The 23271-nt window shown below is 43.9% G+C and carries 14 protein-coding genes; 5 read left to right on the top strand and 9 right to left on the bottom strand.

The window, feature by feature from the left end:
• Positions 1–10 precede the first annotated feature (10 nt).
• The 5 genes from KSX81_RS21410 to dapF form a co-directional block, all read right to left on the bottom strand.
• Positions 11–1399, bottom strand: a complete 1389-nt coding sequence (locus KSX81_RS21410) for an ammonium transporter (protein ID WP_217725761.1) — start codon at positions 1397–1399, stop codon at positions 11–13.
• Between the two features lie 48 nt (positions 1400–1447).
• Positions 1448–1804: a P-II family nitrogen regulator gene (locus KSX81_RS21415; RefSeq protein ID WP_004300089.1), complete on the bottom strand. Its 357-nt coding sequence runs from the start codon at positions 1802–1804 to the stop codon at positions 1448–1450.
• A gap of 144 nt (positions 1805–1948) precedes the next feature.
• Positions 1949–2710, bottom strand: coding sequence for a hypothetical protein (locus tag KSX81_RS21420; RefSeq protein WP_217725760.1), 762 nt, complete (start codon positions 2708–2710; stop codon positions 1949–1951).
• 132 nt (positions 2711–2842) lie between these two features.
• Positions 2843–4075 carry an LL-diaminopimelate aminotransferase gene (locus KSX81_RS21425; protein WP_032854219.1) on the bottom strand — a complete coding sequence of 411 codons (1233 nt, stop codon included), beginning with the start codon at positions 4073–4075 and terminating at the stop codon, positions 2843–2845.
• 60 nt (positions 4076–4135) lie between these two features.
• Positions 4136–4945: a diaminopimelate epimerase gene (dapF, locus tag KSX81_RS21430; protein WP_122138857.1), complete on the bottom strand. Its 810-nt coding sequence runs from the start codon at positions 4943–4945 to the stop codon at positions 4136–4138.
• A gap of 414 nt (positions 4946–5359) precedes the next feature.
• Between dapF and KSX81_RS21435 the strand changes: the two genes are divergently transcribed.
• On the top strand, positions 5360–5656 hold the full coding sequence (locus KSX81_RS21435; protein WP_004300083.1) for a thioredoxin family protein: 297 nt from the start codon (positions 5360–5362) through the stop codon (positions 5654–5656).
• Positions 5657–5902: 246 nt separating this feature from the next.
• Here the strand turns inward: KSX81_RS21435 and KSX81_RS21440 are convergent, their stop codons facing one another.
• The 4 genes from KSX81_RS21440 to gltB all read right to left on the bottom strand — a co-directional run bounded on the left by KSX81_RS21440 (position 5903) and on the right by gltB (position 14741).
• Positions 5903–6670, bottom strand: a complete 768-nt coding sequence (locus tag KSX81_RS21440) for a glycerophosphodiester phosphodiesterase family protein (protein WP_004300081.1) — start codon at positions 6668–6670, stop codon at positions 5903–5905.
• A gap of 171 nt (positions 6671–6841) precedes the next feature.
• Positions 6842–8509: an asparagine synthase B gene (gene asnB, locus KSX81_RS21445; protein ID WP_004317886.1), complete on the bottom strand. Its 1668-nt coding sequence runs from the start codon at positions 8507–8509 to the stop codon at positions 6842–6844.
• A 214-nt stretch (positions 8510–8723) separates the two neighbouring features.
• Positions 8724–10064, bottom strand: coding sequence for a glutamate synthase subunit beta (locus KSX81_RS21450; RefSeq protein WP_004303693.1), 1341 nt, complete (start codon positions 10062–10064; stop codon positions 8724–8726).
• A 126-nt stretch (positions 10065–10190) separates the two neighbouring features.
• Positions 10191–14741, bottom strand: coding sequence for a glutamate synthase large subunit (gene gltB / locus KSX81_RS21455; RefSeq protein ID WP_195645707.1), 4551 nt, complete (start codon positions 14739–14741; stop codon positions 10191–10193).
• 362 nt (positions 14742–15103) lie between these two features.
• Between gltB and glmS the strand changes: the two genes are divergently transcribed.
• The 4 genes from glmS to carB are packed head-to-tail and all read left to right on the top strand — an operon-like array spanning position 15104 to position 23263.
• Entirely contained in the window at positions 15104–16948 is a 1845-nt protein-coding gene (glmS, locus tag KSX81_RS21460) for a glutamine--fructose-6-phosphate transaminase (isomerizing) (RefSeq protein ID WP_217725807.1), read from the top strand.
• 28 nt (positions 16949–16976) lie between these two features.
• Positions 16977–18860: an amidophosphoribosyltransferase gene (locus KSX81_RS21465; RefSeq protein ID WP_217725806.1), complete on the top strand. Its 1884-nt coding sequence runs from the start codon at positions 16977–16979 to the stop codon at positions 18858–18860.
• Positions 18861–18887: 27 nt separating this feature from the next.
• Positions 18888–20033, top strand: a complete 1146-nt coding sequence (gene carA / locus KSX81_RS21470) for a glutamine-hydrolyzing carbamoyl-phosphate synthase small subunit (RefSeq protein WP_032845223.1) — start codon at positions 18888–18890, stop codon at positions 20031–20033.
• 2 nt (positions 20034–20035) lie between these two features.
• Positions 20036–23263, top strand: coding sequence for a carbamoyl-phosphate synthase (glutamine-hydrolyzing) large subunit (carB, locus tag KSX81_RS21475; protein ID WP_217725805.1), 3228 nt, complete (start codon positions 20036–20038; stop codon positions 23261–23263).
• The last annotated feature ends 8 nt before the right edge of the window (positions 23264–23271 follow it).

The following is a 23271-nucleotide window of genomic DNA, read 5'->3' on the forward strand; positions in this document are numbered from 1 at the left end:
TTTCTCTGTTTTAACTGTTGTATGCGGATTCTCCATGTTCATAGATGTCAAGTCCCTCTTCTTCCACCCGTCTGTCGACGCGGATACCGATGAGTGAATCCACCATTTTGTAAAGAACAAAAGTGATGACCGCACTGAATAAGATAGAGACTACTGTTGCGACAATCTGCACCCACAACTGATGCCAGTCACCATAAAGAGCTCCTTCTACGCCGCCTTCACCAGTGATATATTGAGTGGCAAAGACTCCGGTAAGGATAGAACCTACGATACCACCGATTCCGTGTACCCCGAACGCGTCGAGTGCGTCGTCGTATTTGAATTTGGGTTTCACTACCGCTACCATGAAAAAGCAGATAACCGGAGTAATCAGACCGATAAAGAAAGCACCCAATAAATCTACCGTACCCGCTGCCGGGGTAATGGCAACCAATCCGGCCACTGCACCTGTACATGCACCTACCGTTGTCGGTTTTTTATTGCAGAACCAGTCAATAAGCATCCAAGTGACTGCTGCAACAGCTGTGGCAATATGCGTTACCATGAAAGCGTTGGCTGCAAGTCCGTCGGCAGCCAAGCCACTTCCTGCATTGAATCCAAACCATCCCAGCCACAGGAAAGACGTTCCCATGAATACGAAGGTGATGTTATGCGGAGTAATCGGGTGACCGATCCGGTAATCCTCTCTTTTCCCCAGCATGATCGCCATAACAAGGGCTGAAATTCCGGCATTGATATGCACTACCGTACCACCGGCAAAATCGATGGCTCCCATTTGCTGAAGGAATCCGCCTCCCCATACCCAATGTGCCATCGGGAAGTAAGCCAATATTACCCAGAGGATAATAAATACCATGTATCCGGAGAATTTGATTCTTTCGGCAAATGCTCCCAGGATAAGTGCAGGCGTGATGATGGCGAACATACATTGGAACATGACGAATGTCAGTTCGGGAATATCCCCGGTTGTTAACGTATTGATGGTGATTCCGTGGAGGAATGCTTTGTCGAATCCTCCTATAATGGCTCCCAACGGATTGCCTGATTCCATAAAACTGGTACCGAATGCCCAACTATATCCGAAAGCGACCCATAATATACTGACTACGCCGACAATGAGTAATGTCTGCATGATGATACTCAATATATTTTTCTGGCGTACCAATCCGCCGTAGAACAATGCGATACCGGGAATACTCATTAATAAAACGAGAATGGTAGCTACGATAAGCCAGGCTGTGTTGCCGCTGTTGAGAACAGGAGTTTCTTCTACTATTGTTATTTCTTCTGATAACTTTGCAGTGTCTTGTGCATAAGCACTGGGAGTAAATAAACAGGCCATAATGATGGCTGCCATGATTCCAATTTTGGAAATGGCATATATAATATGTCTACTCATGATGATTTTACATTATTAGTTATACGGATAGCTGTTGGGGAGAAAGAATTATCTTTCTTGTTCTGCGTTGTAGAGTGCGATATCTCCTCTCTCGCCGGTACGGATGCGGATGGCATCTTCAATAGGAATAACGAAAATACGTCCGTCTCCAATTTCTCCCGTGTGTGCGGATTTTAAAATAGCTTGTACGGTCTTTTCTGCATTCTTGTCGCGTACTATAATAGAGATCAGGATACGTTCGATAGAACTTGTGTCGTACATGACACCGCGATAGATACGGGCTTCCCGGGCTTTCCCGATGCCTCTTACATCGTAGTAAGAGAACCATTCGATGTCCGCTTCGAGGAGAGCTGTTTTCACGTCCTCGAATTTGGTTTTACGGATAATAGCTTCAATCTTTTTCATATACCTTAAATATTAGTGTTGACCTGTAAAAGAAAGAGGTATAGGGTGTGGCAGCCATAGTAGGTTACCATACAACAAACCGATAAAATCTAAACTCTAACTACCCGATCCCTATACGCTCTTTGATATTCTAAATTCTCTCTCTTAAAAACTTAATCCGAATGCGAAGTAGGCTCCTTCTGTCCGTGGATTGACAGATACCTTGGCAAATGCCGGAACGGAGAAGGAATCTGTGATTTTGATATCCTTGGAAGCTCCGAGACTTACATCTGATATGCAGAAACCACTTGTATAGCCATTGTAGAAAGTTGTCTCCCAAGGAACCATACCTAAATCTACTGTCCAGTCGAGACCTCCCAATTTGAATGGTGCGCTAAGTGCGAGGTAAGAAGAATAAGCCCTTTTGCCATTTTCTTTCACGCCGTCGGCACCTGCAAAATTTGTATACCAGTTGACTGCCAGTGGTCCGAAGTCATATCCGACTTGTGCTTCAAATACATGAGCCGTTGAATGAGCTCCGTATTTAAAATACTTGTTAGTTGCAAAGATCGTTTCTCCATCATCGTCTATGCCAGTTTCTACTTGGGTATTAAACCAATAATCCGTCACTGAAACGCTAAAACCGCCTATCGAATAACCAAGAGTTAAATCGAACTCTTTTGTGTCCGTCGATTCGAATCCTACCGATCCCCATGCTCCGAGTGAGAAACCTTTGTAAGAGATTTCCAGTGAGGGTTGAACGCTCACTCCGCCTAAATCCTGGCCGCGCCAGATGTAACCACTTACCAGATCTGCTCCAACGGAAGCTTCTACCTTATCTTGTGCTATCATTGTAGACGGGACAAGCCCTGACAGTAATAATGCTACTGTTATTACCCTCATTTTTTTGTTAATCGTCGTTTTCATCGTCTTTTTACCTTTAATAGTTAGAAAAATGTGGATGTACGGTCCATGTATATATAGTAGCGCGCGAAATACTATCAAGTAAATTGAAAAACCACTGGTTATGAATAGACTAGGAGAAGTTATTCAAAATTCTTATAGCCAGTTTTTTATTCTTCTCATCGCTTCGATACAGTCGTTGCGTTCACCAAATGCAGTTAGCCGGATATATCCTTCACCGCTTGGTCCGAAGCCTACACCGGGGGTACCGACCACATTGGCTTCATACAACATCTGTTCGAAGAATCGCCATGACGAAAGCCCGTTCGGAGTTTTCACCCATAAGTAGGGAGCGTTGACTCCTCCATACACTTTCAGTCCTGCGGCTTCCAATCCCTCTTTCATAATTTGGGCGTTGGTCATATAATAGTCGATTGTTTCTTTAATCTGTATTTTGCCTTCTGCACTGTAAACGGCTTCTGCAGCCCGTTGGGTAATGTAAGAAGTACCGTTGAACTTGGTGCACTGGCGGCGGTTCCACAATCTGTTGAGCGGTATGCGGTCGCCTTCCAGAGTGGCGGCGGTGAGTTCTTTCGGAACCACGGTATATCCGCAGCGTACTCCGGTAAATCCTGCCGTTTTTGAAAAACTACGGAATTCGATCGCACACTTTTTAGCTCCCTTAATCTCATAGATAGAGTGGGGGACATTCTCGTCTTGGATATATGCTTCATAAGCGGCATCGAACAGAATCAATGTATCGTTTGCCAAGGCATAGTCCACCCATTTCTTCAGTTCCGGTTTGGTTAAGGTTGTTCCTGTCGGGTTGTTCGGATAGCAGAGATAAACAATGTCTATCCGTTTGTCTGGAATTTCCGGAATAAAGTTGTTCTCACTTGTGCAAGGCATATAAGTAACATTACTCCATTTGCCCGTCTCTTCTTCCAACACTCCGGCGCGTCCGCACATGACATTGCTGTCTATATAAACCGGATAGATGGGATCTGTAACACCTACGCTATTGTCATGGCGAAGAATATCGCCTATATTTCCGGTATCGCTTTTGGCACCGTCACTGACAAATATCTCGGACGCCGAGAAGTGAATCCCACGTGGAATAAAGTCATTTTTTATAATTGCTTCAATCAGAAAATCATATCCCTGTTCAGGACCATATCCGCGGAATGTATCCTTGCTGGCCAGCTCTTCTACCGCTTTGTGCATGGCTTCGATACACGCTTTCGGAAGCGGTTGGGTGACATCACCGATACCCAACCGGATAATATCCTGTTTAGGATGTGTTATCTTGAAGGTATTTACCTTTTTCGCTATGTCCGAGAATAAATAGCTTCCCGGTAACTTCAAAAAATGTTCGTTTACTAATGCCATCTTGTTATTGTTTTAAGTTCTGCAAAATCTAATACTCAATACCTGATACTTAATACTTTTTTAATACTTATCCTCAATCTCCCCATCGAAAACTTTGGTTGCCGGTCCGGTCATTAATATATGCCCGGAGATTTCATCCCATTCAATGGTGACTGTCCCTCCATCCATGATTACATCGCTTTTTCTTCCTGTAAGTCCGTTGATGAAGGCGGCTACTGCTGTGGCGCAAGCACCTGTCCCGCAAGCTTGAGTGATTCCCGATCCTCTTTCCCACACCCTCATCCGTATGGTGTCTTTGCTGACAATCTGTGCAAACTCCACATTGGTTCTGTCGGGAAAAAGAGGATGATTCTCCAGTTCAGGACCGATTTCCGGTAAATTAATCTGGGTGATGTCCTCAACAAATGTGACGAGATGCGGATTACCCATTGATACTTTGGTCGACCGGAAAGGATACTTTCCTCCCCACTGAATCTCTTCTGTTTCCAACGGGCTACCCATGTCTACGGTGACTGCACTAACTGTTTTTCCCTCTACATGCAGTTTCAGGATTTTTATTCCTGATTGTGTATCCAGCGTAATTTCTGTTTTGTCAGTCAAGCCGTATTCATATACATATTTGCCTACACAACGGCTTCCGTTACCGCACATCATAGCTTCCGAACCGTCCGCATTGAAAATGCGCATGCTGAAATCCGCTTTATCAGAGACACCAATCAATATAAGTCCATCACTTCCGATTCCTGTATGAAACTTGCTCCATTCGATTGCCTTCTTTGCAGGGTCGGCTATCGGATATTGGCTTGTGTCTACATATATGTAGTCATTTCCCGCTCCATGCATTTTTGTGAACTTAATCTTTGTTGTCATTTTGATTTATATTTGTTGATTGTTGTAACCTTTTGTTTTATTACGATGCAAAGATATGACTTTTTGCTTTATATTTTGCTAAAAAGTATATCTAATATCTATTTATTTTCTTCAAACTTATAATCGCTTTATATACGGCCACATTTAGTTATAATTTGAAATTATACCTGTTTATATATTAATAAACTGTTATTTGGATGAATTGTTTTGCATATTCTTCCATAATATATGAAGAATATTTAGCCTTGATAATCGGTGAAATCAGCTATAAAAACAAGAAATATATCCTTTTCCTTTTGACGATATGAAAGTGAAAACCCCTATTTATCTATCATATTGCTCACCGGATATGCTGAAGAACCTTTTTCTGTATTCATTGTTTTAGCACTATCATTAATATAAAAACGTAGAGATATGAATATAGAGAAACAATTAGAAACAGCAGTTAAGACCAACCATTTGGTGTTGGTAGTATTTTATGCCGACTGGTCACCTCATTATGAGTGGATAGGTCCTGTGCTTCGGACTTACGAAAAGAGAACTGTAGAATTGATAAGAGTGAATGCTGAAGAAAATAGAACAATAGCCGATGCGCATAATGTAGAAACAGTGCCCGCCTTTCTTTTATTGCATAAGGGACATGAATTATGGAGACAGGTAGGAGAGCTTACGGTAGGAGAGCTGAAAGAGGTATTAGATGATTTCCAGTAAATCGTTTGTAATCTTTTATTGGCATATATGAAAATGACCTTTTCTTTTTCAGATGAAAAAAATGAGTGTTCTTAATATGCTGGTATTTAGTTTGTTATAAAAGCTCATTTTTCCTTTAAAAGAAACGGGTGGTTCCTTTTAAAGGAACCACCCGTTCGACACCGAGAAACATCCTGTTTCTTTTAAAGGAACGAGCTGTTTCTTTAAAGACGGATATTAAATAGTTTACTTTGTAATGATTTTATCTTATTGATGTTTTTTCAGTTCTTCTTGTAAGATGACTGGTTCGTTGGTGGTAATGAAATCTACTTTCTGTTCGATCAGCGATTTCATATCTTCCACTTCGTCCACAGTCCACACATTTACTTTCAAGCCGAGTTCATGAGCTTCTTTGATCCATTCGGGGTGTTTCTTAATCACTCCCATGTGATAATCAAGACCGGCAGCACCGAGTTCCTTTAATTCTTTGGGAGACAGTTCCCCGTTAAGGTAAAATACCGGAGTACCGGCAGGAGCCAGGCGGATAAACTCTTTCATGGCATGCAGGGAGAACGTGATATATTCCATGCGGTTTTCCAGTCCCATTTTCTTCACCATGGCAAGGATTCCCTGTACGGCTTTGGTTTCACGTTTCTTGTTACTATGTGCTTTCAGTTCGAGAATCAGTCGGGTATTACAGTTTTTCCCGGCTTCCAGATATTGTTCCAGGCTGGGTAAGTTTTCTCCGTTGGATAATTTAAGTCCGGTCAGTGCGTCACCTTTGGAATACTCCATCGGTCTCATCTTGTATACAGGATCATGGTTGACCACCAACTTGTTATCCTTAGCGATCCATACGTCAAATTCTGAACCGTAACAACCGATGGAATCTGCTTTTAGAAGTGATGAAATACTGTTTTGTGATGATCCCGGAGTTTTCCAGAATCCACGGTGGGCTATCACTTTTGTCTGTGCCTGCATACAGCAAGCAACCATTAGAAGGGCAGAAGCCATCATCATTTTTTTTAAATTCATTTGTTTGGTCTTTTAAAAGTTTGATAGATTTAATTTGGTTTGGCCTCAAAATTATAAAAAAGAAAACGCAAATCAGACAATAATATGCTAATCTGCGTTAATCCTTGAGGTTTTAAAATAGAAATGTTACAAAAGAATAACAGAAAGAGCAGATTCTGTTATTCTTATCAGTTAAGTATAGGCCTCTTCGTGTATTCCTCTCACCGCACGTCCGCTAGGCTCATTCAGATTCCTGAAAGCAATATCCCACGCCAGCGCTTCTGCTGTGGAGCAGGCCACACTGGGAACACTGGGTACGGTGCGTGCTGCACTTTCACTGGGGAAATGCTCTTCAAAGATACTGCGATAATAGTATTCTTCTTTATTTTGTGGCGTGTTGATAGGGAAGCGTTCGGCAGCATGTTCCATTTGCTGATCGCTCACAGCAGCAGCTGTGATTTCCCTCAATGTGTCAATCCATGAATATCCTACACCGTCACTGAACTGCTCTTTTTGTCTCCACGCCACACTTTCCGGTAACATCTCGGCAAAGGCTTCGCGAACAATCCGTTTCTCAATTTCCTTTCCGGGGCACATTTTAGCTTTCGGATTCAGGTTCATGGCTACGTCGAGGAATTCTTTATCAAGGAAAGGAACACGTCCTTCTACTCCCCATGCTGACAAACTTTTATTGGCGCGGAGGCAATCGTACATGTGCAACTTTGAAAGTTTACGTACTGTTTCTTCGTGGAATGCCTGTGGAGTGGGAGCCTTGTGGAAATACAGATAACCACCGAAAACTTCATCGGCGCCTTCACCGCTCAACACCATTTTGATACCCATCGATTTGATGACACGTGCCAGTAGGTACATGGGAGTGGAAGCGCGTACCGTGGTTACATCGTATGTCTCGATGAAATAAATGACATCACGCAGGGCATCCAAACCTTCCTGAACAGTATAGTTTATTTCGTGATGGACAGTACCGATATATTCAGCCACTTCACGTGCTTTAATCAAATCGGGAGCACCTTTTAGTCCGATGGCGAAGGAGTGGAGTTGAGGCCACCACGCATCACTCGCTCCGTCTGTTTCTATACGTTTTGCCGCATATTTTTTGGCAATGGCGGAGATGACAGAACTATCCAACCCTCCCGAAAGAAGCACTCCGTACGGTACGTCACTCATTAACTGGCGGTGTACAGCCTCTTCTAATGCTATTTTCACATCAACGGTTTGTGCATCATTCTCTTTTACGGTTTCATATTCTGTCCAGTCGCGCGAATACCAACGTTTCATTTTTCCCTCTTTACTATAGAAGTAATGTCCGGGGAGAAATATTTCATATTCGTCGCAAAATCCTTCAAGGGCTTTCAACTCGCTGCCGAAGTAGATTTTTCCCTCTTTATCTTTTCCTATATATAAAGGAATAACCCCTATCGGATCACGGGCAATTAGAAATTCATCCTTTTCCTCATCATAAAGAACGAAAGCAAAGATACCGCTAATATCTTCCAGAAAATGGATGCCTTTATCTTTGTAAAGGGCAAGAATTACCTCACAGTCACTTCCGGTCTGAAAGTTATATTTTCCCGCATATTTAGCGCGAATATCACGGTGATTGTAAATCTCACCGTTGACGGCGAGCACCTGTTTACGATCGGGAGAGTATAACGGTTGTCCGCCACTCTGCGGGTCGACAATAGAAAGACGTTCGTGTGCCAGGATGGCACTTCCGCCTACATAGATTCCGCTCCAGTCCGGTCCGCGATGACGGATCTTCTGGGCCATTTTCAGTACTTTATCTCTTAGCTCTTTCGTTTGAACTTTGATGTTGAGTATACCTGCTATTCCACACATAACTTTAATTTTTAGAGGGGGTAATGTAATCTGTTGATTGTTTATTCGCTATTTCTAAGAAGCTGACTAGCTGTTCTTAATTCGTTCCATAATTGTTATCGTTTAGTTCCACAACTGTTTTCCTTTAGTTCCATATCTGTTATTCTTTAGTTCTACAGATATGGAACGAACCGATAATAGCAATCGAGCTTCTTGTTGTACACTGTTGCAAACCTTATTGTATTAGATAAGCATCTATTTCCGCAGCAGCCTTTCGTCCTCCTGCCATGGCGCGTACTACTAAGCTGGCACCAGTCTCGGCATCACCGGCAAGAAATACATTCTTTGCAAATTTGGGTTGTTCCGGTTTCAGGAATCCCATCGCCAATAATACCATATCAGCCTCGATGACTTCCTTCTTCCCTGTTGGTTTCATTGTGGGACGTCCGCCATCTGCTGCCGGAATCCATTCTACTTCTTCCACTTCTACACCTGTCACTTTTCCATTCTTTCCGAGGAACTGATTGGAAGCCAGGCACCAGCGGCGTGTACAACCTTCTTCATGGCTGGAAGTCGTTTTGAAGACTGCCGGCCATTGTGGCCAAGGAGTAGCCGGATTGTAGCCGACAGGAGGTTTCGGCATGATTTCGATTTGAGTGACACTGACGGCTCCCTGTCTCACACTGGTTCCGATGCAGTCGGAACCAGTGTCTCCGCCACCTATCACGAGAACCTTTTTGCCTTTGGCATTTACCAACTTGTCTTTCGGGAAAGTCTGTCCTGCCAGAATCCTATTCTGTTGTGCCAGCATTTCGAGTGCGAAATGAATCCCTTTCAGTTCACGTCCCGGAATACTCAAGTCACGTGCAGTGGGGGTTCCGGTACAGATGCAGTAAGCATCGAATCCTTCCGGTAAATGATTAACGTCTATTTCTACTCCCATCTCAAACTGTATTCCTTCTGCAGCCAATATCTTCATCCGTCGGTCAATTACATTTTTATCCAGTTTGAAATTAGGAATACCGAATCGTAATAATCCTCCGGGCGCTTCATCCTTATCGAATAAAGTAACGCTATATCCTTTTAAATTCAGCTGATTAGCCACCACCAATCCAGCAGGACCTGCACCAATCACCGCCACTTTCTTTCCGTTTCTTTCCGGCGTCTTTACTTGTATATATCCTTCACGAAAAGCCGCTTCTACGATAGCTGCTTCATTCTCGCGAATAGTCACCGGCTGATCGCAGGAAAGTTTCAACACACACGATTTCTCGCAAAGAGCAGGACAAATACGTCCTGTAAATTCAGGAAAATCGCAAGTAGACGACAATACTTCGTATGCCTCCTTCCATTTTCCCCTGTATAATGCATCCTGCCATTCCGGTTGTTTATTTCCTATCGGGCATGCCCAATGACAGAAAGGTACACCGCAATCCATACAGCGTGACGCCTGCAATTTACGGCTGTTTGTATTCAAAGTCTGTTCTACCTGACTATAGTCAGCGATTCGCTCGTTTACAGGGCGGTATCCCGCCTCTTGTCGAGGTATATTTAGAAATGCTTTAGGATCTCCCATCTTGTTATTTACTATTTGACGATTTACTATTTACTATTTCTAGACTATCTTGTCATTTGCTATTTGACTATTTACAGACTATACTATACATTCAAATAGTAAATTGTAAATAGTCAAATTGTAAATCTAATAGTCTCTTTGCATATCTGCAATTTTTTGTTGTAACTTTCTCATTTGTTCTTCCTGTAGTACTTTTTTGTATTCGATGGGCACTACTTGGATGAATTGATCTACGTAATGATTCCAGTTGTCGAGCATAGTGCGTGCCAGTTTCGAGCCTGTGTAGAGGTAATGTTGGCGGATTAGTTCGTGCAACTCTTTCCGGTAGCTGGCTTCTTCGATGAGTGACAGTTCCACCATTTCCATGTTACAGAAATAATCGAAGTTGCCGTCTTTGTTCCATACATAAGCTACACCGCCACTCATACCGGCTGCAAAGTTACGTCCGGTTTGTCCGAGGACTACCACACGACCTCCGGTCATGTATTCGCAACAATGGTCACCCACGCCTTCTACGACGGCAACTGCGCCGGAGTTACGAACAGCGAAACGTTCTCCTACACGGCCGTTGATATATACTTCACCGCTTGTTGCGCCATAAAGCAAGGTATTACCGGCGATTGTATTTTTTTCGGCTTCGAAATTGCTGCGGATAGGAGGCAATACGGAGATACGCCCGCCGCTCAATCCTTTACCCAGGTAATCATTCGCTTCACCTTCCAGTTTAAAGTTAACTCCCGGTACGAGAAAAGCTCCGAAAGATTGACCTGCCGAACCTTTGAATTTTACATTCAGCGTATGTTCCGGCAATCCTTTGGCACCATATTTCTTGGCGATTACTCCGGAAAGCATAGCACCTATTGCACGGTCTGTATTGGCAATCGTATATTCTAAAGAAATCTCTTTCTCATGTTCGATAGCTTCTTGTGCAGCATCGATGATGGTTACATCCTTTACAGCAGAAATTCCATGATCCTGGTCGATGACATGACGGATAGCCGCACTGTTGTCAACACGTGCCAGCAATTTGGTGAAGTCGATTAAAGCATGTTTCGGATTTGGGTCATTGGCATCGGACTTGCGCTCGATTAAGTCTGTACGCCCGATGATGTCATCCATCCGGGTGAATCCCATTTCAGCCAAATGCTCGCGGACTTCCTGTGCCAGGAATGTGAAAAAGTTTACTAAATATTCACTGCGTCCATGAAAGCGTTTACGTAACTCTTCATTCTGTGTGGCAACTCCCACCGGACAAGTATTCTGATGGCATTTGCGCATCATTACACACCCTAATACAATCAATGCCGAGGTGGCGAAGCCATATTCTTCGGCACCCATTAGTGCCATTAAGATGATGTCACGTCCGGTTTTCAGTTGTCCGTCGGCTTGCAGAACTACTTGGCCACGAAGTCCGTTCAGAACCAGTGTTTGCTGTGTTTCGCTCAATCCTAATTCCGGCGAGATACCCGCATAGCGGATGGAAGAAGCCGGAGAAGCACCTGTTCCCCCTTCAGCACCAGAGATGACAATTAGGTCCGCCTTTGCTTTTGCCACACCCGCAGCAATCGTACCGACGCCGCTTTCTGCTACCAGTTTCACACTGATTTTGGCCTGTGAATTTACATTTTTCAAATCGAAGATTAATTGTGCCAAATCCTCAATCGAATAAATATCATGATGAGGCGGAGGAGAAATCAGCGAAATTCCCGGAATGGAATGACGTGTTTTCGCAATCACATCGTTCACTTTAAATCCCGGTAGTTGTCCGCCTTCACCCGGTTTTGCTCCCTGTGCTATCTTAATCTGAATCTCGTCCGCATTAACCAGATATTCTGCCGTTACACCGAAACGACCGGAAGCTACCTGCTTGATTGCACTTCGTAAAGAACTGCCATCGGGCAGCGGTTGGAAACGGGCAGCGTCTTCGCCACCTTCACCGGTATTACTGCGTCCGTGAATTTTATTCATGGCAATAGCCATTGCCTCATGAGCCTCTTTGCTGATAGAACCAAAAGACATAGCCCCCGTGACGAAACGATGCAGAATGTTTTCCACCGGTTCTACCTGATCGATTGAAATCGGATTACGACGGAATCCCAGAAAGTCACGAAGGAAAATAGGCTTCTCTTTTTCGTCTACCAGATGGGTGTACTCTTTAAATTTTTTATAACTCCCCAGTCGTGTAGCCAATTGCAGAGTGCTGATTGTTTCCGGATTCCATGCGTGCTTTTCTCCATCTTTACGGAAAGCATACAAACCGTTATTTTTTAATAACTCTTCATTTTTAATACTTTCAAATCCTTCTTTATGGAAAGCAATGGCATCTCTGGCTATTTCTTCCAGACGGATACCTCCGATCGGTGAACCGAGTCCTCCAAAATAAGCCTTGCTCAATTCTTCACTCAAACCGACAGCTTCGAAAATCTTAGCACCACGATAGGAGCGGATCGTAGAGATACCCATCTTACTCATGATTTTAAACAAGCCTTTACAGATGGATTTGATATAGTTCTTTTCAGCAGTGGTATAATCCAACTGAATATCTTTGTCTTTTACCAGTCGGTCGAGGACAGCGAATGCCATGTAAGGATTCAGGGCACTTGCTCCGAAACCCAACAATAACGCGGCGTGCATCACTTCACGTATTTCACCACTTTCTACGATCAATGCCGTTTGCACCCGTTTACCAACTGAAATCAGGTGGTGATGAACAGCGCTTACTGCCAGCAATGATGGAATGGCAGCATGGGTAATATCCACCTCACGGTCGGTCAGGACAATGTAGTTTACACCTTCCGTCACGGATTCTTCCGCCATTTTACAAAGATGGGTCAGTGCTTCCTGCAGTCCGGCTTTCCCTTTTGCAACCTCAAACAACATGGGTAGTTTGACTGTTTTGAAGCCTTTATACCGGATATTACAAAGAATATCCAGTTGGGTATTGCTTAAAATCGGATGATTCAGGCGTACCATTTTGCAATGACTTTCACTGGGCGTCAGAATATTCATACCGACTGCTCCAATGTATTCCGTCAATGACATCACCAGTTCTTCACGAAGGGGATCAATGGGCGGATTGGTTACCTGTGCAAATTGCTGACGGAAATAGTTGTAAAGCAACTGTGGTTTATCTGAAAGTACGGCGAGTGGCGTATCGTTACCCATTGAATTGATCGGTTCTGCTCCGGTGCTTGCCATCGGCATAATCAGCCTTTCGATGTCCTCTTTGGAGTAGCCGAAAGTACGAAGCATCCGGTCGTAGTTTGCTACGTGATGAGGAACTTTGCGCCCGCTTTTCAGTTCATCCAGTTCGATTCGGTTGGTAGATAGCCAGGTGCGGTAAGGCTTGGCTTCAGCCAACTGTTTTTTCAGTTCGCCGTCATAGTAGATCTCGCCTTTTTCCGTATCTACCAGCAAGATTTTGCCGGGCTGTAAGCGACCTTTTTCTTTGATGTCTCCCGGTTCGAAATCCATAACACCGACTTCCGAAGCCACTACCATCATATCGTTTTTAGTAATCAGATAACGGGCAGGGCGCAGGCCATTGCGGTCGAGCATACCTCCGGCAAATCGTCCGTCGCTGAATAGTAGTGCGGCCGGTCCGTCCCACGGTTCCATCAGGATGGAGTGGTATTCGTAGAATGATTTCAGATCCTCACTGATCGGGTTCTTCTCGTTGAAAGATTCCGGCACGAGCATAGCCATGGCATGTGGCAGGCTCAATCCTGACATCACCAGGAACTCCAGTACATTGTCCAGAGAAGCACTGTCGCTCATACCCGGTTGTATAATCGGGCGGATTTCTTTTATATCACCTAAAGTGGGAGTGGAGAGTACACTTTCACGGGCTTCCATCCATCCTCGGTTACCACGGATGGTATTGATTTCACCGTTGTGTGCCAGCAGACGGAACGGCTGTGCCAATCCCCATGTAGGGAATGTATTGGTACTGAAACGAGAGTGCACCAATGCCAGTCCGCTGGTAAAATAGCTATTTGTCAGGTCCGGATAATAGTTGCGCAGCTGTAATGATGAAAGCATACCTTTATATATAATGCTTTTGGTAGAGAGTGACACAACATAAAAATCGTCTTTTGCCGGAATAGATGACAATCTGACTTTATTTTCGATTCTTTTCCGGATCAGATATAACTTCCGGTCGGCAGTTTCCGTTTCCGTAAATCCGGTGATGAACACTTGTTTGATGTCCGGTTCGTTTGCCAGAGCCGATTCTCCCAGGATTTCGGGGCAGGTGGGCACATTGCGCAAATGCATCAATGTGAGTCCTTCTTTTTCAATTTCTTCAATAATAATACTTAGAATAGCTGCCTGGTCTTTTTCGTTTTTCGGTAAAAACAATAACCCTGTGCCGTACCGTCCTTTTTCGGGGACAGGAATACCTTGTAATAAAATAAACTCATGCGGAATTTGCAGCATGATACCTGCACCGTCACCGGTCTTGTTATCCGCACCCTCGGCACCGCGATGGCGCATGTTTTCTAATACCTTTAAAGCCGACTCAACAATGTCGTGTGACTTTTCTCCATGAATGTTAACCAGCATACCGACACCGCAGGCATCGTGTTCGTATGCCGCATCGTACAAGCCCACCTGTTGGGGCTGTCGTTGGTAAGGGAATCCTTCTGTTACGTTGTTAAAAAGTTCTTGTTTCTTCATTCTTACTAGCTTTATTGTATGATAATACCTGTTTGATGTATCAAATTGTTTGGCAAAGTTAATATTTTAATTTCAAAATGATAGTGAAATTTAGCTTTTGTGTGACGCGAAATGAGAATAGGAATCTTTATTCTTTTAATTTGTTATTAAAAACAGGAAATTTGCTTTTAATTTGTTAGCTTATTTATCCTTATTTGAAGCTGATTGTAATTTGTTTCTTTTTGAGCTAAAAATAATATATTATTTAACTTTTTGATGTGTTTGCAACTTTTTTATGCGTTTCTGTCAAATAAATATGCTTTTTGTTGTCTTTATGTTATTTGTAATGTGTATATTTGCAGGCGAAATAAAAATATCATAATATGTGTGGAATAGTAGGCTATATTGGTAAACGAAAAGCCTACCCTATCCTTATCAAAGGGCTGAAGCGACTGGAGTATCGTGGATATGACAGCGCGGGGGTAGCAATCATTAGTGATGACCAACAGTTAAATGTGTATAAGACGAAAGGAAAAGTCTCTGATCTTGAAAATTTCGTCACACAGAAAGATATTTCCGGTACAATCGGAATTGCCCATACCCGTTGGGCTACTCACGGGGAACCTTGTTCTGTTAACGCCCACCCTCATTACTCTTCTTCCGAAAAGCTCGCTCTCATTCATAACGGTATTATTGAAAACTACGCCGTTCTTAAAGAAAAACTTCAAGCCAAAGGCTATATTTTTAAAAGTAGTACAGATACCGAAGTCCTCGTTCAATTAATAGAATACATGAAAGTCACTAATCAGGTCAGTCTGTTGACGGCTGTTCAGTTGGCGTTAGGGGAGGTAATTGGTGCTTATGCGATTGCGATTCTTGATAAGGAGCATCCCGATGAGATTATTGCTGCCCGTAAGAGCAGTCCATTGGTAGTGGGGATTGGAGAGAATGAGTTCTTTCTTGCTTCAGATGCTACTCCGATTGTAGAATATACTGATAAAGTGGTTTATCTGGAAGACGGGGAAATAGCTGTTTTGAATCTGGGGAAGGAGTTGAAGGTAGTCAACTTGAACAATGTCGAAATGATACCTGAAATAAAGAAGGTGGAACTCAACCTCGGTCAGTTGGAAAAAGGGGGATATTCGCACTTTATGTTGAAAGAGATTTTCGAACAGCCCGATTGTATTCGTGATTGCATGCGCGGACGTATCAATGTGGAAGCTGATAATGTGGTGCTTTCTGCTGTGATAGATCATCGGGAAAAGCTGCTGAATGCCAAACGGTTTATTATTGTTGCTTGCGGAACTTCCTGGCATGCCGGACTGATCGGTAAGCATCTGATTGAGAGTTTTTGCCGCATACCGGTGGAAGTGGAGTATGCTTCCGAATTCCGCTACCGTGATCCGGTGATTGACGGGCAGGATGTGGTGATAGCAATCTCCCAGAGTGGCGAGACGGCAGATACATTGGCTGCTGTGGAATTGGCGAAAAGCCGCGGGGCATTTATATATGGTATTTGCAATGCGATTGGCTCTTCTATTCCCCGTGCCACTCATACCGGTTCATATATTCATGTGGGTCCAGAAATCGGGGTGGCTTCTACCAAAGCATTTACCGGACAGGTCACTGTATTGGCGATGTTGGCATTGACACTTGCCAAAGCGAAAGGAACCATTGACGAACAGCATTATCTTTCAATCGTACAGGAGTTAAATCATATTCCGGAAAAAATGAAAGAGGTGTTGGATTTGAATGATACTTTGGCGGAGTTATCGAAAACTTTCACTTATGCGCATAATTTTATTTACCTGGGACGCGGATATAGTTATCCCGTTGCTCTGGAAGGTGCATTGAAATTGAAAGAAATATCGTATATTCACGCCGAAGGTTATCCGGCTGCGGAGATGAAGCATGGACCGATTGCCCTGATCGATGCGGAAATGCCGGTAGTGGTGATTGCTACGCAGAATGGGTTGTATGAGAAAGTATTAAGTAATATTCAGGAGATTAAGGCACGGAAAGGAAAAGTGATTGCATTTGTGACGAAAGGAGATACCGTTATCAGCAAAATCGCTGACTGTAGTATCGAACTTCCTGAAACAATCGAATGTCTCGATCCGTTAATTACTACGGTACCTCTGCAACTTCTTGCTTACCACATTGCGGTATGCAAAGGGATGGATGTGGATCAGCCGAGAAATCTGGCGAAGTCGGTAACAGTAGAGTAACTTTAAGTAGTAACTAGTATATAGAGAGATGGAACAATTGAAACATGAATGTGGCGTTGCCATGATACGCTTGCTCAAACCGTTAGAGTATTACGAGAAAAAGTACGGGACATGGATGTATGGTCTTAATAAACTCTACCTGTTGATGGAGAAGCAGCATAATCGTGGACAGGAAGGTGCGGGACTGGCATGTGTGAAACTGGAAGCAAATCCGGGTGAAGAATATATGTTTCGTGAACGCGCTTTAGGTTCCGGAGCCATTACGGAAATCTTTGAAAATATTCAAAACAATTTTAAGGATCTCACTCCCGAACAGTTGCACGATGCAGCGTATGCCAAACGAACTTTGCCTTTTGCCGGTGAAGTATATATGGGACATCTTCGTTATTCCACGACGGGAAAATCCGGAATCTCTTATGTGCATCCATTTTTAAGAAGAAATAACTGGCGCGCCAAGAATCTGGCTCTCTGCGGAAATTTCAATATGACAAATGTGGACGAGATATTTGCCCGTATCACTGCCATTGGTCAGCATCCGCGTAAATATGCCGATACATATATCATGTTGGAGCAGGTGGGACACCGTCTTGACCGTGAAGTGGAGCGTGTATTCAATCTTGCCGAAGCCGAGGGGCTTACGGGCATGGGAATCACTCATTATATAGAAGAATATATTGATTTGGCAAACGTGTTGCGCACTTCCAGCCGCGAATGGGATGGGGGATACGTGATCTGCGGATTGACCGGGAGCGGCGAGTCCTTCGCCATCCGCGACCCGTGGGGAATCCGGCCTGCATTCTGGTATCAGGATGATGAGATAGCTGTTCTTGCTTCCGAACGTCCGGTGATCCAGACGGCTTTGAATGTTCCGTTTGAGGAAATCAAAGAATTGCAACCGGGGCAAGCATTGTTAATCAGCAAAGAAGGTAAAATCCGTACTTCGCAAATTAACAAGCCGCGCGAAAATCATGCCTGTTCTTTTGAACGTATCTATTTCTCCCGTGGGAGTGATGTCGATATTTATAAGGAAAGGAAACGGTTGGGTGAAAAGTTGGTTCCGAGAATATTGAAAGCTATCAATAATGACATCGATCATACGGTTTTTTCTTTTATTCCCAATACTGCGGAGGTGGCTTTCTACGGAATGTTACAGGGACTGGACGATTACTTGAATGAGGAGAAAGTGCAGCAAATTGCTGCATTAGGGCATCATCCGGATATGGAGGAACTGGAAGTCATTCTTTCCCGCCGTATCCGTAGCGAAAAGGTGGCGATCAAGGATATCAAACTCCGTACGTTTATTGCCGAAGGAAACAGTCGTAATGATCTGGCAGCCCATGTGTATGACATTACATACGGAAGTCTGGTACCCGGTGTTGATAATCTGGTGATTATTGACGACAGCATTGTGCGTGGTACTACGTTGAAACAAAGTATTATCGGTATTCTCGACCGTCTCGGTCCGAAGAAGATTGTGATAGTATCTTCTTCTCCGCAAGTGCGTTATCCTGACTATTACGGTATCGATATGGCAAAGATGAGTGAGTTTATCGCTTTCAGGGCTGCTGTCGAACTTTTAAAGGAGCGGGATATGAAAGATGTGATTGCGGCTGCCTACCGTAAATCGAAAGATCAGGTGGGACTGCCGAAAGAGCAGATGATAAACTATGTGAAGGATATCTATGCTCCGTTCACCGATGAGGAAATCTCTGGCAAGATGGTGGAACTGCTGACTCCCAAGGGAACAAAGGCGAAAGTGGAAATTGTCTATCAACCGTTGGAGGGATTGCACGAGGCTTGTCCGCGTCATAAAGGCGACTGGTATTTTAGCGGTAACTACCCTACACCGGGAGGTGTGAAAATGGTGAACCGGGCGTTCATCGACTATATAGAACAAATGTATCAATTCTAACAACCATACAACGATTCAATAATAAGAATGAGAAATGTGACATTAATCCTTGACGACGGGAGCCGGTTTTCCGGTAAGTCGTTTGGCTACGAGAAGCCGGTGGCAGGCGAAGTAGTTTTTAATACTGCCATGACCGGATACCCGGAGAGCCTTACTGACCCTTCATACGCCGGACAGTTGATGACGCTTACCTATCCTCTGGTAGGCAACTACGGTGTTCCTCCTTTTACCATCGAACCGAATGGACTTGCCACTTTCATGGAAAGTGAGAAAATCCACGCGGAAGCGATTATCGTAAGTGACTATTCTTATGAATACAGCCATTGGAATGCGGTGGAAAGTCTCGGTGACTGGTTGAAACGCGAGCAGATTCCCGGTATCACAGGCATTGATACGCGCGAGCTGACTAAGGTTCTTCGTGAACATGGAGTAATGATGGGAAAAATCGTTTTCGATGATGAACCGGATAATGTGCCTGAAGCAGTATACGCAGGCGTTAATTATGTAGATCGTGTATCTTGCAAAGAGATTATTTGCTATTTTCCTGCCGGAACTTCACAAACTTTCTCCGTAAATAGTTCCTATGCGCAGCTTAATTCTCAATTCTCAACTTTCAATTCTCAATTTAAGAAGGTTATCCTGGTAGATTGCGGTGTAAAGACAAATATTATTCGTTGTCTGCTGAAACGTAATGTAGAAGTGATCCGTGTACCTTGGGATTATGATTATAGCGGACTCGAATTTGACGGGTTGTTTATCTCCAACGGACCGGGTGACCCGGATACTTGTGATGCTGCGGTACAGAATATACGGAAGGCGATGGTAAATGAGAAACTGCCTATCTTCGGCATCTGTATGGGTAACCAGTTGCTTTCAAAAGCGGGCGGAGCCAAGATTTATAAATTGAAATACGGACATCGTAGCCACAATCAGCCGGTGCGTATGGTAGGTACGGAACGTTGTTTCATTACTTCACAAAATCATGGTTATGCCGTAGACAATAATACGTTGAGTGCAGAGTGGGAACCGTTGTTTATCAATATGAACGATGGGTCCAACGAGGGAATCAAACATAAAAAGAATCCCTGGTTCTCTGCGCAATTCCACCCGGAAGCTGCGAGTGGACCTACGGATACGGAATTCCTGTTCGACGAATTTGTAAAACTATTGTAACAATGAAAGAAAATATAAAGAAAGTATTGCTATTAGGTTCAGGTGCCCTGAAAATCGGTGAGGCTGGTGAATTTGACTATTCCGGTTCACAGGCACTTAAAGCCTTGAAAGAAGAGGGTATTGAAACCATTCTTATCAATCCGAATATTGCTACGGTGCAGACTTCCGAAGGAGTGGCAGATCAAATTTACTTTCTTCCGGTGACTCCGTACTTCGTAGAGAAAGTGATCCAGAAAGAAAAACCGGAAGGTATTATGCTGGCGTTCGGTGGTCAGACGGCTCTGAACTGTGGAGTAGCATTGTATAAAGAAGGTATTCTTGAAAAATATAATGTAAAAGTGCTGGGTACTCCGGTACAGGCCATTATGGATACCGAGGACCGTGAATTTTTTGTTCAGAAATTGAATGAGATCAATGTAAAAACCATCAAGAGTGAAGCCGTAGAAAATGCGGAAGATGCACGTCGCGCAGCAAAAGAACTGGGCTATCCGGTGATTGTTCGTGCTGCTTATGCGTTAGGAGGCTTGGGGTCCGGTTTCTGTGATAATGAACAACAACTGGATGTGTTGGTAGAAAAAGCATTCTCTTTCTCCCCACAGGTATTGGTGGAGAAATCACTACGCGGCTGGAAAGAAGTGGAATATGAAGTGGTACGTGACCGCTTCGATAACTGTATCACCGTTTGTAATATGGAAAACTTCGATCCGCTGGGTATTCATACCGGTGAGTCTATCGTTATTGCTCCTTCACAGACGCTTACCAATAAAGAGTATCATAAACTTCGGGAATTGGCAATACGTATCATCCGCCATATCGGTATCGTGGGTGAATGTAACGTACAATATGCCTTCGATCCCGAATCCGAAGATTACCGGGTGATCGAAGTAAATGCCCGCCTTTCCCGTTCGTCGGCTTTAGCATCTAAGGCAACCGGTTATCCGCTGGCTTTCGTTGCTGCCAAATTGGGATTGGGTTATGGACTCTTCGACCTAAAGAACTCTGTAACCAAGACTACTTCCGCTTTCTTCGAACCGGCATTGGATTATGTCGTATGTAAGATTCCTCGTTGGGATTTAGGTAAATTCCACGGTGTAGATAAAGAGTTGGGTTCTTCTATGAAATCTGTGGGTGAAGTGATGGCTATCGGACGCACTTTTGAAGAAGCTATCCAGAAAGGTCTTCGTATGATCGGACAGGGAATGCATGGTTTTGTGGAGAACAAAGAATTGGTTATTTCCGACATTGACAAAGCCTTGCGCGAACCGACCGATAAACGTATTTTCGTGATCTCGAAAGCGTTTCGCGCCGGCTACACCATCGATCAGGTGCACGAATTGACTAAGATTGATAAATGGTTCTTGCAGAAGTTAATGAATATTATGAAGACTTCCGAAGAACTGCATAGTTGGGGAAACAATCACAAACAGATTGCCGATTTGCCGAACGAATTGCTTCGTAAAGCTAAGGTTCAAGGTTTCTCCGATTTCCAGATTGCCCGTGCCATCGGTTACGAAGGGGATATGGAAGATGGGATTCTTTATATCCGCAAACACCGTAAAGAGGCAGGCATTCTTCCGGTAGTGAAACAGATTGATACACTGGCAGCCGAGTATCCGGCACAAACCAATTATCTGTATCTTACTTATAGCGGTGTAGCAAATGATGTGCATTATCTGGGCGACCATAAATCTATTGTCGTATTAGGTTCCGGTGCTTATCGTATCGGTTCTTCCGTAGAATTCGACTGGTGTGGCGTACAGGCTTTGAATACCATTCGCAAAGAGGGATGGCGCAGTGTCATGATTAACTATAATCCTGAAACCGTATCTACGGATTACGATATGTGCGACCGTTTGTACTTTGATGAATTGACTTTTGAACGTGTGATGGATATTCTGGAACTGGAGAATCCGCATGGGGTAATTGTATCTACCGGCGGTCAGATTCCAAATAACCTTGCTTTGCGTCTGGATGCACAGAAGATCAATATTCTAGGTACGAGTGCGAAGAGTATTGATAATGCCGAAGATCGTGAGAAATTCTCTGCCATGCTTGACCGTATCGGTGTGGATCAGCCCCGTTGGCGTGAATTAACTTCTATGGATGACATTCAGGAGTTCGTTGAAGAGGTAGGTTTCCCTGTACTTGTTCGTCCGTCTTATGTGCTTTCGGGAGCTGCGATGAATGTTTGTTCCAACCAGGAAGAATTGGAACGTTTCTTGAAACTGGCAGCCAATGTATCGAAGAAACATCCGGTGGTAGTAAGCCAGTTTATCGAACACGCCAAGGAAGTGGAAATGGATGCGGTGGCGCAGAATGGAGAAATTGTAGCATACGCTATAAGTGAGCATATCGAATTTGCGGGAGTACATTCCGGCGACGCAACGATTCAGTTCCCGCCGCAAAAGCTGTATGTAGAAACTGTTCGCCGTATTAAGCGTATCAGCCGTGAGATTGCCAAGGCTTTGAATATCTCCGGTCCGTTTAATATTCAGTATCTGGCGAAAGACAACGATATCAAGGTGATTGAATGTAATCTGCGTGCCAGTCGTTCTTTCCCGTTTGTCAGCAAAGTGTTGAAGATTAACTTTATCGAGCTGGCAACGAAAGTGATGCTCGGTCTGCCTGTGGAGAAACCGGAAAAGAATCTCTTCGAACTGGATTATGTGGGAATCAAGGCTTCCCAATTCTCCTTTAACCGTTTGCAGAAGGCCGATCCGGTGTTGGGAGTAGATATGGCTTCTACCGGTGAAGTGGGTTGTATCGGAATGGATACTTCCTGTGCCGTACTCAAAGCGATGCTTTCCGTGGGCTATCGTATTCCGAAGAAGAATATCTTGCTTTCCACGGGTACCATGAAACAGAAAGCCGATATGATGGATGCAGCCCGTATGTTGGTGAATAAGGGATATAAACTCTTTGCGACGGGCGGTACACATAAAGCGCTTGCCGAGAGCGGTATTGAGAGTACTCATGTTTATTGGCCGAGTGAAGAGGGACATCCGCAGGCGTTGGAGATGCTTCATAGTAAGGAAATAGATATGGTAGTCAATATACCAAAGAACTTGACTGCCGGAGAATTAAGTAATGGGTATAAAATCCGTCGTGCTGCCATTGACTTGAATATACCGTTGATTACGAATGCCCGTCTGGCTAGTGCATTTATCAATGCCTTCTGTACGATGAGTGTGGATGATATAGCTATCAAGAGCTGGGCAGAATATAAATAAGATGATCA

The organism is Bacteroides sp. MSK.18.37 (genome assembly GCF_019129155.2).
GTDB classification, from domain to species: Bacteria; Bacteroidota; Bacteroidia; order Bacteroidales; family Bacteroidaceae; genus Bacteroides; species Bacteroides ovatus.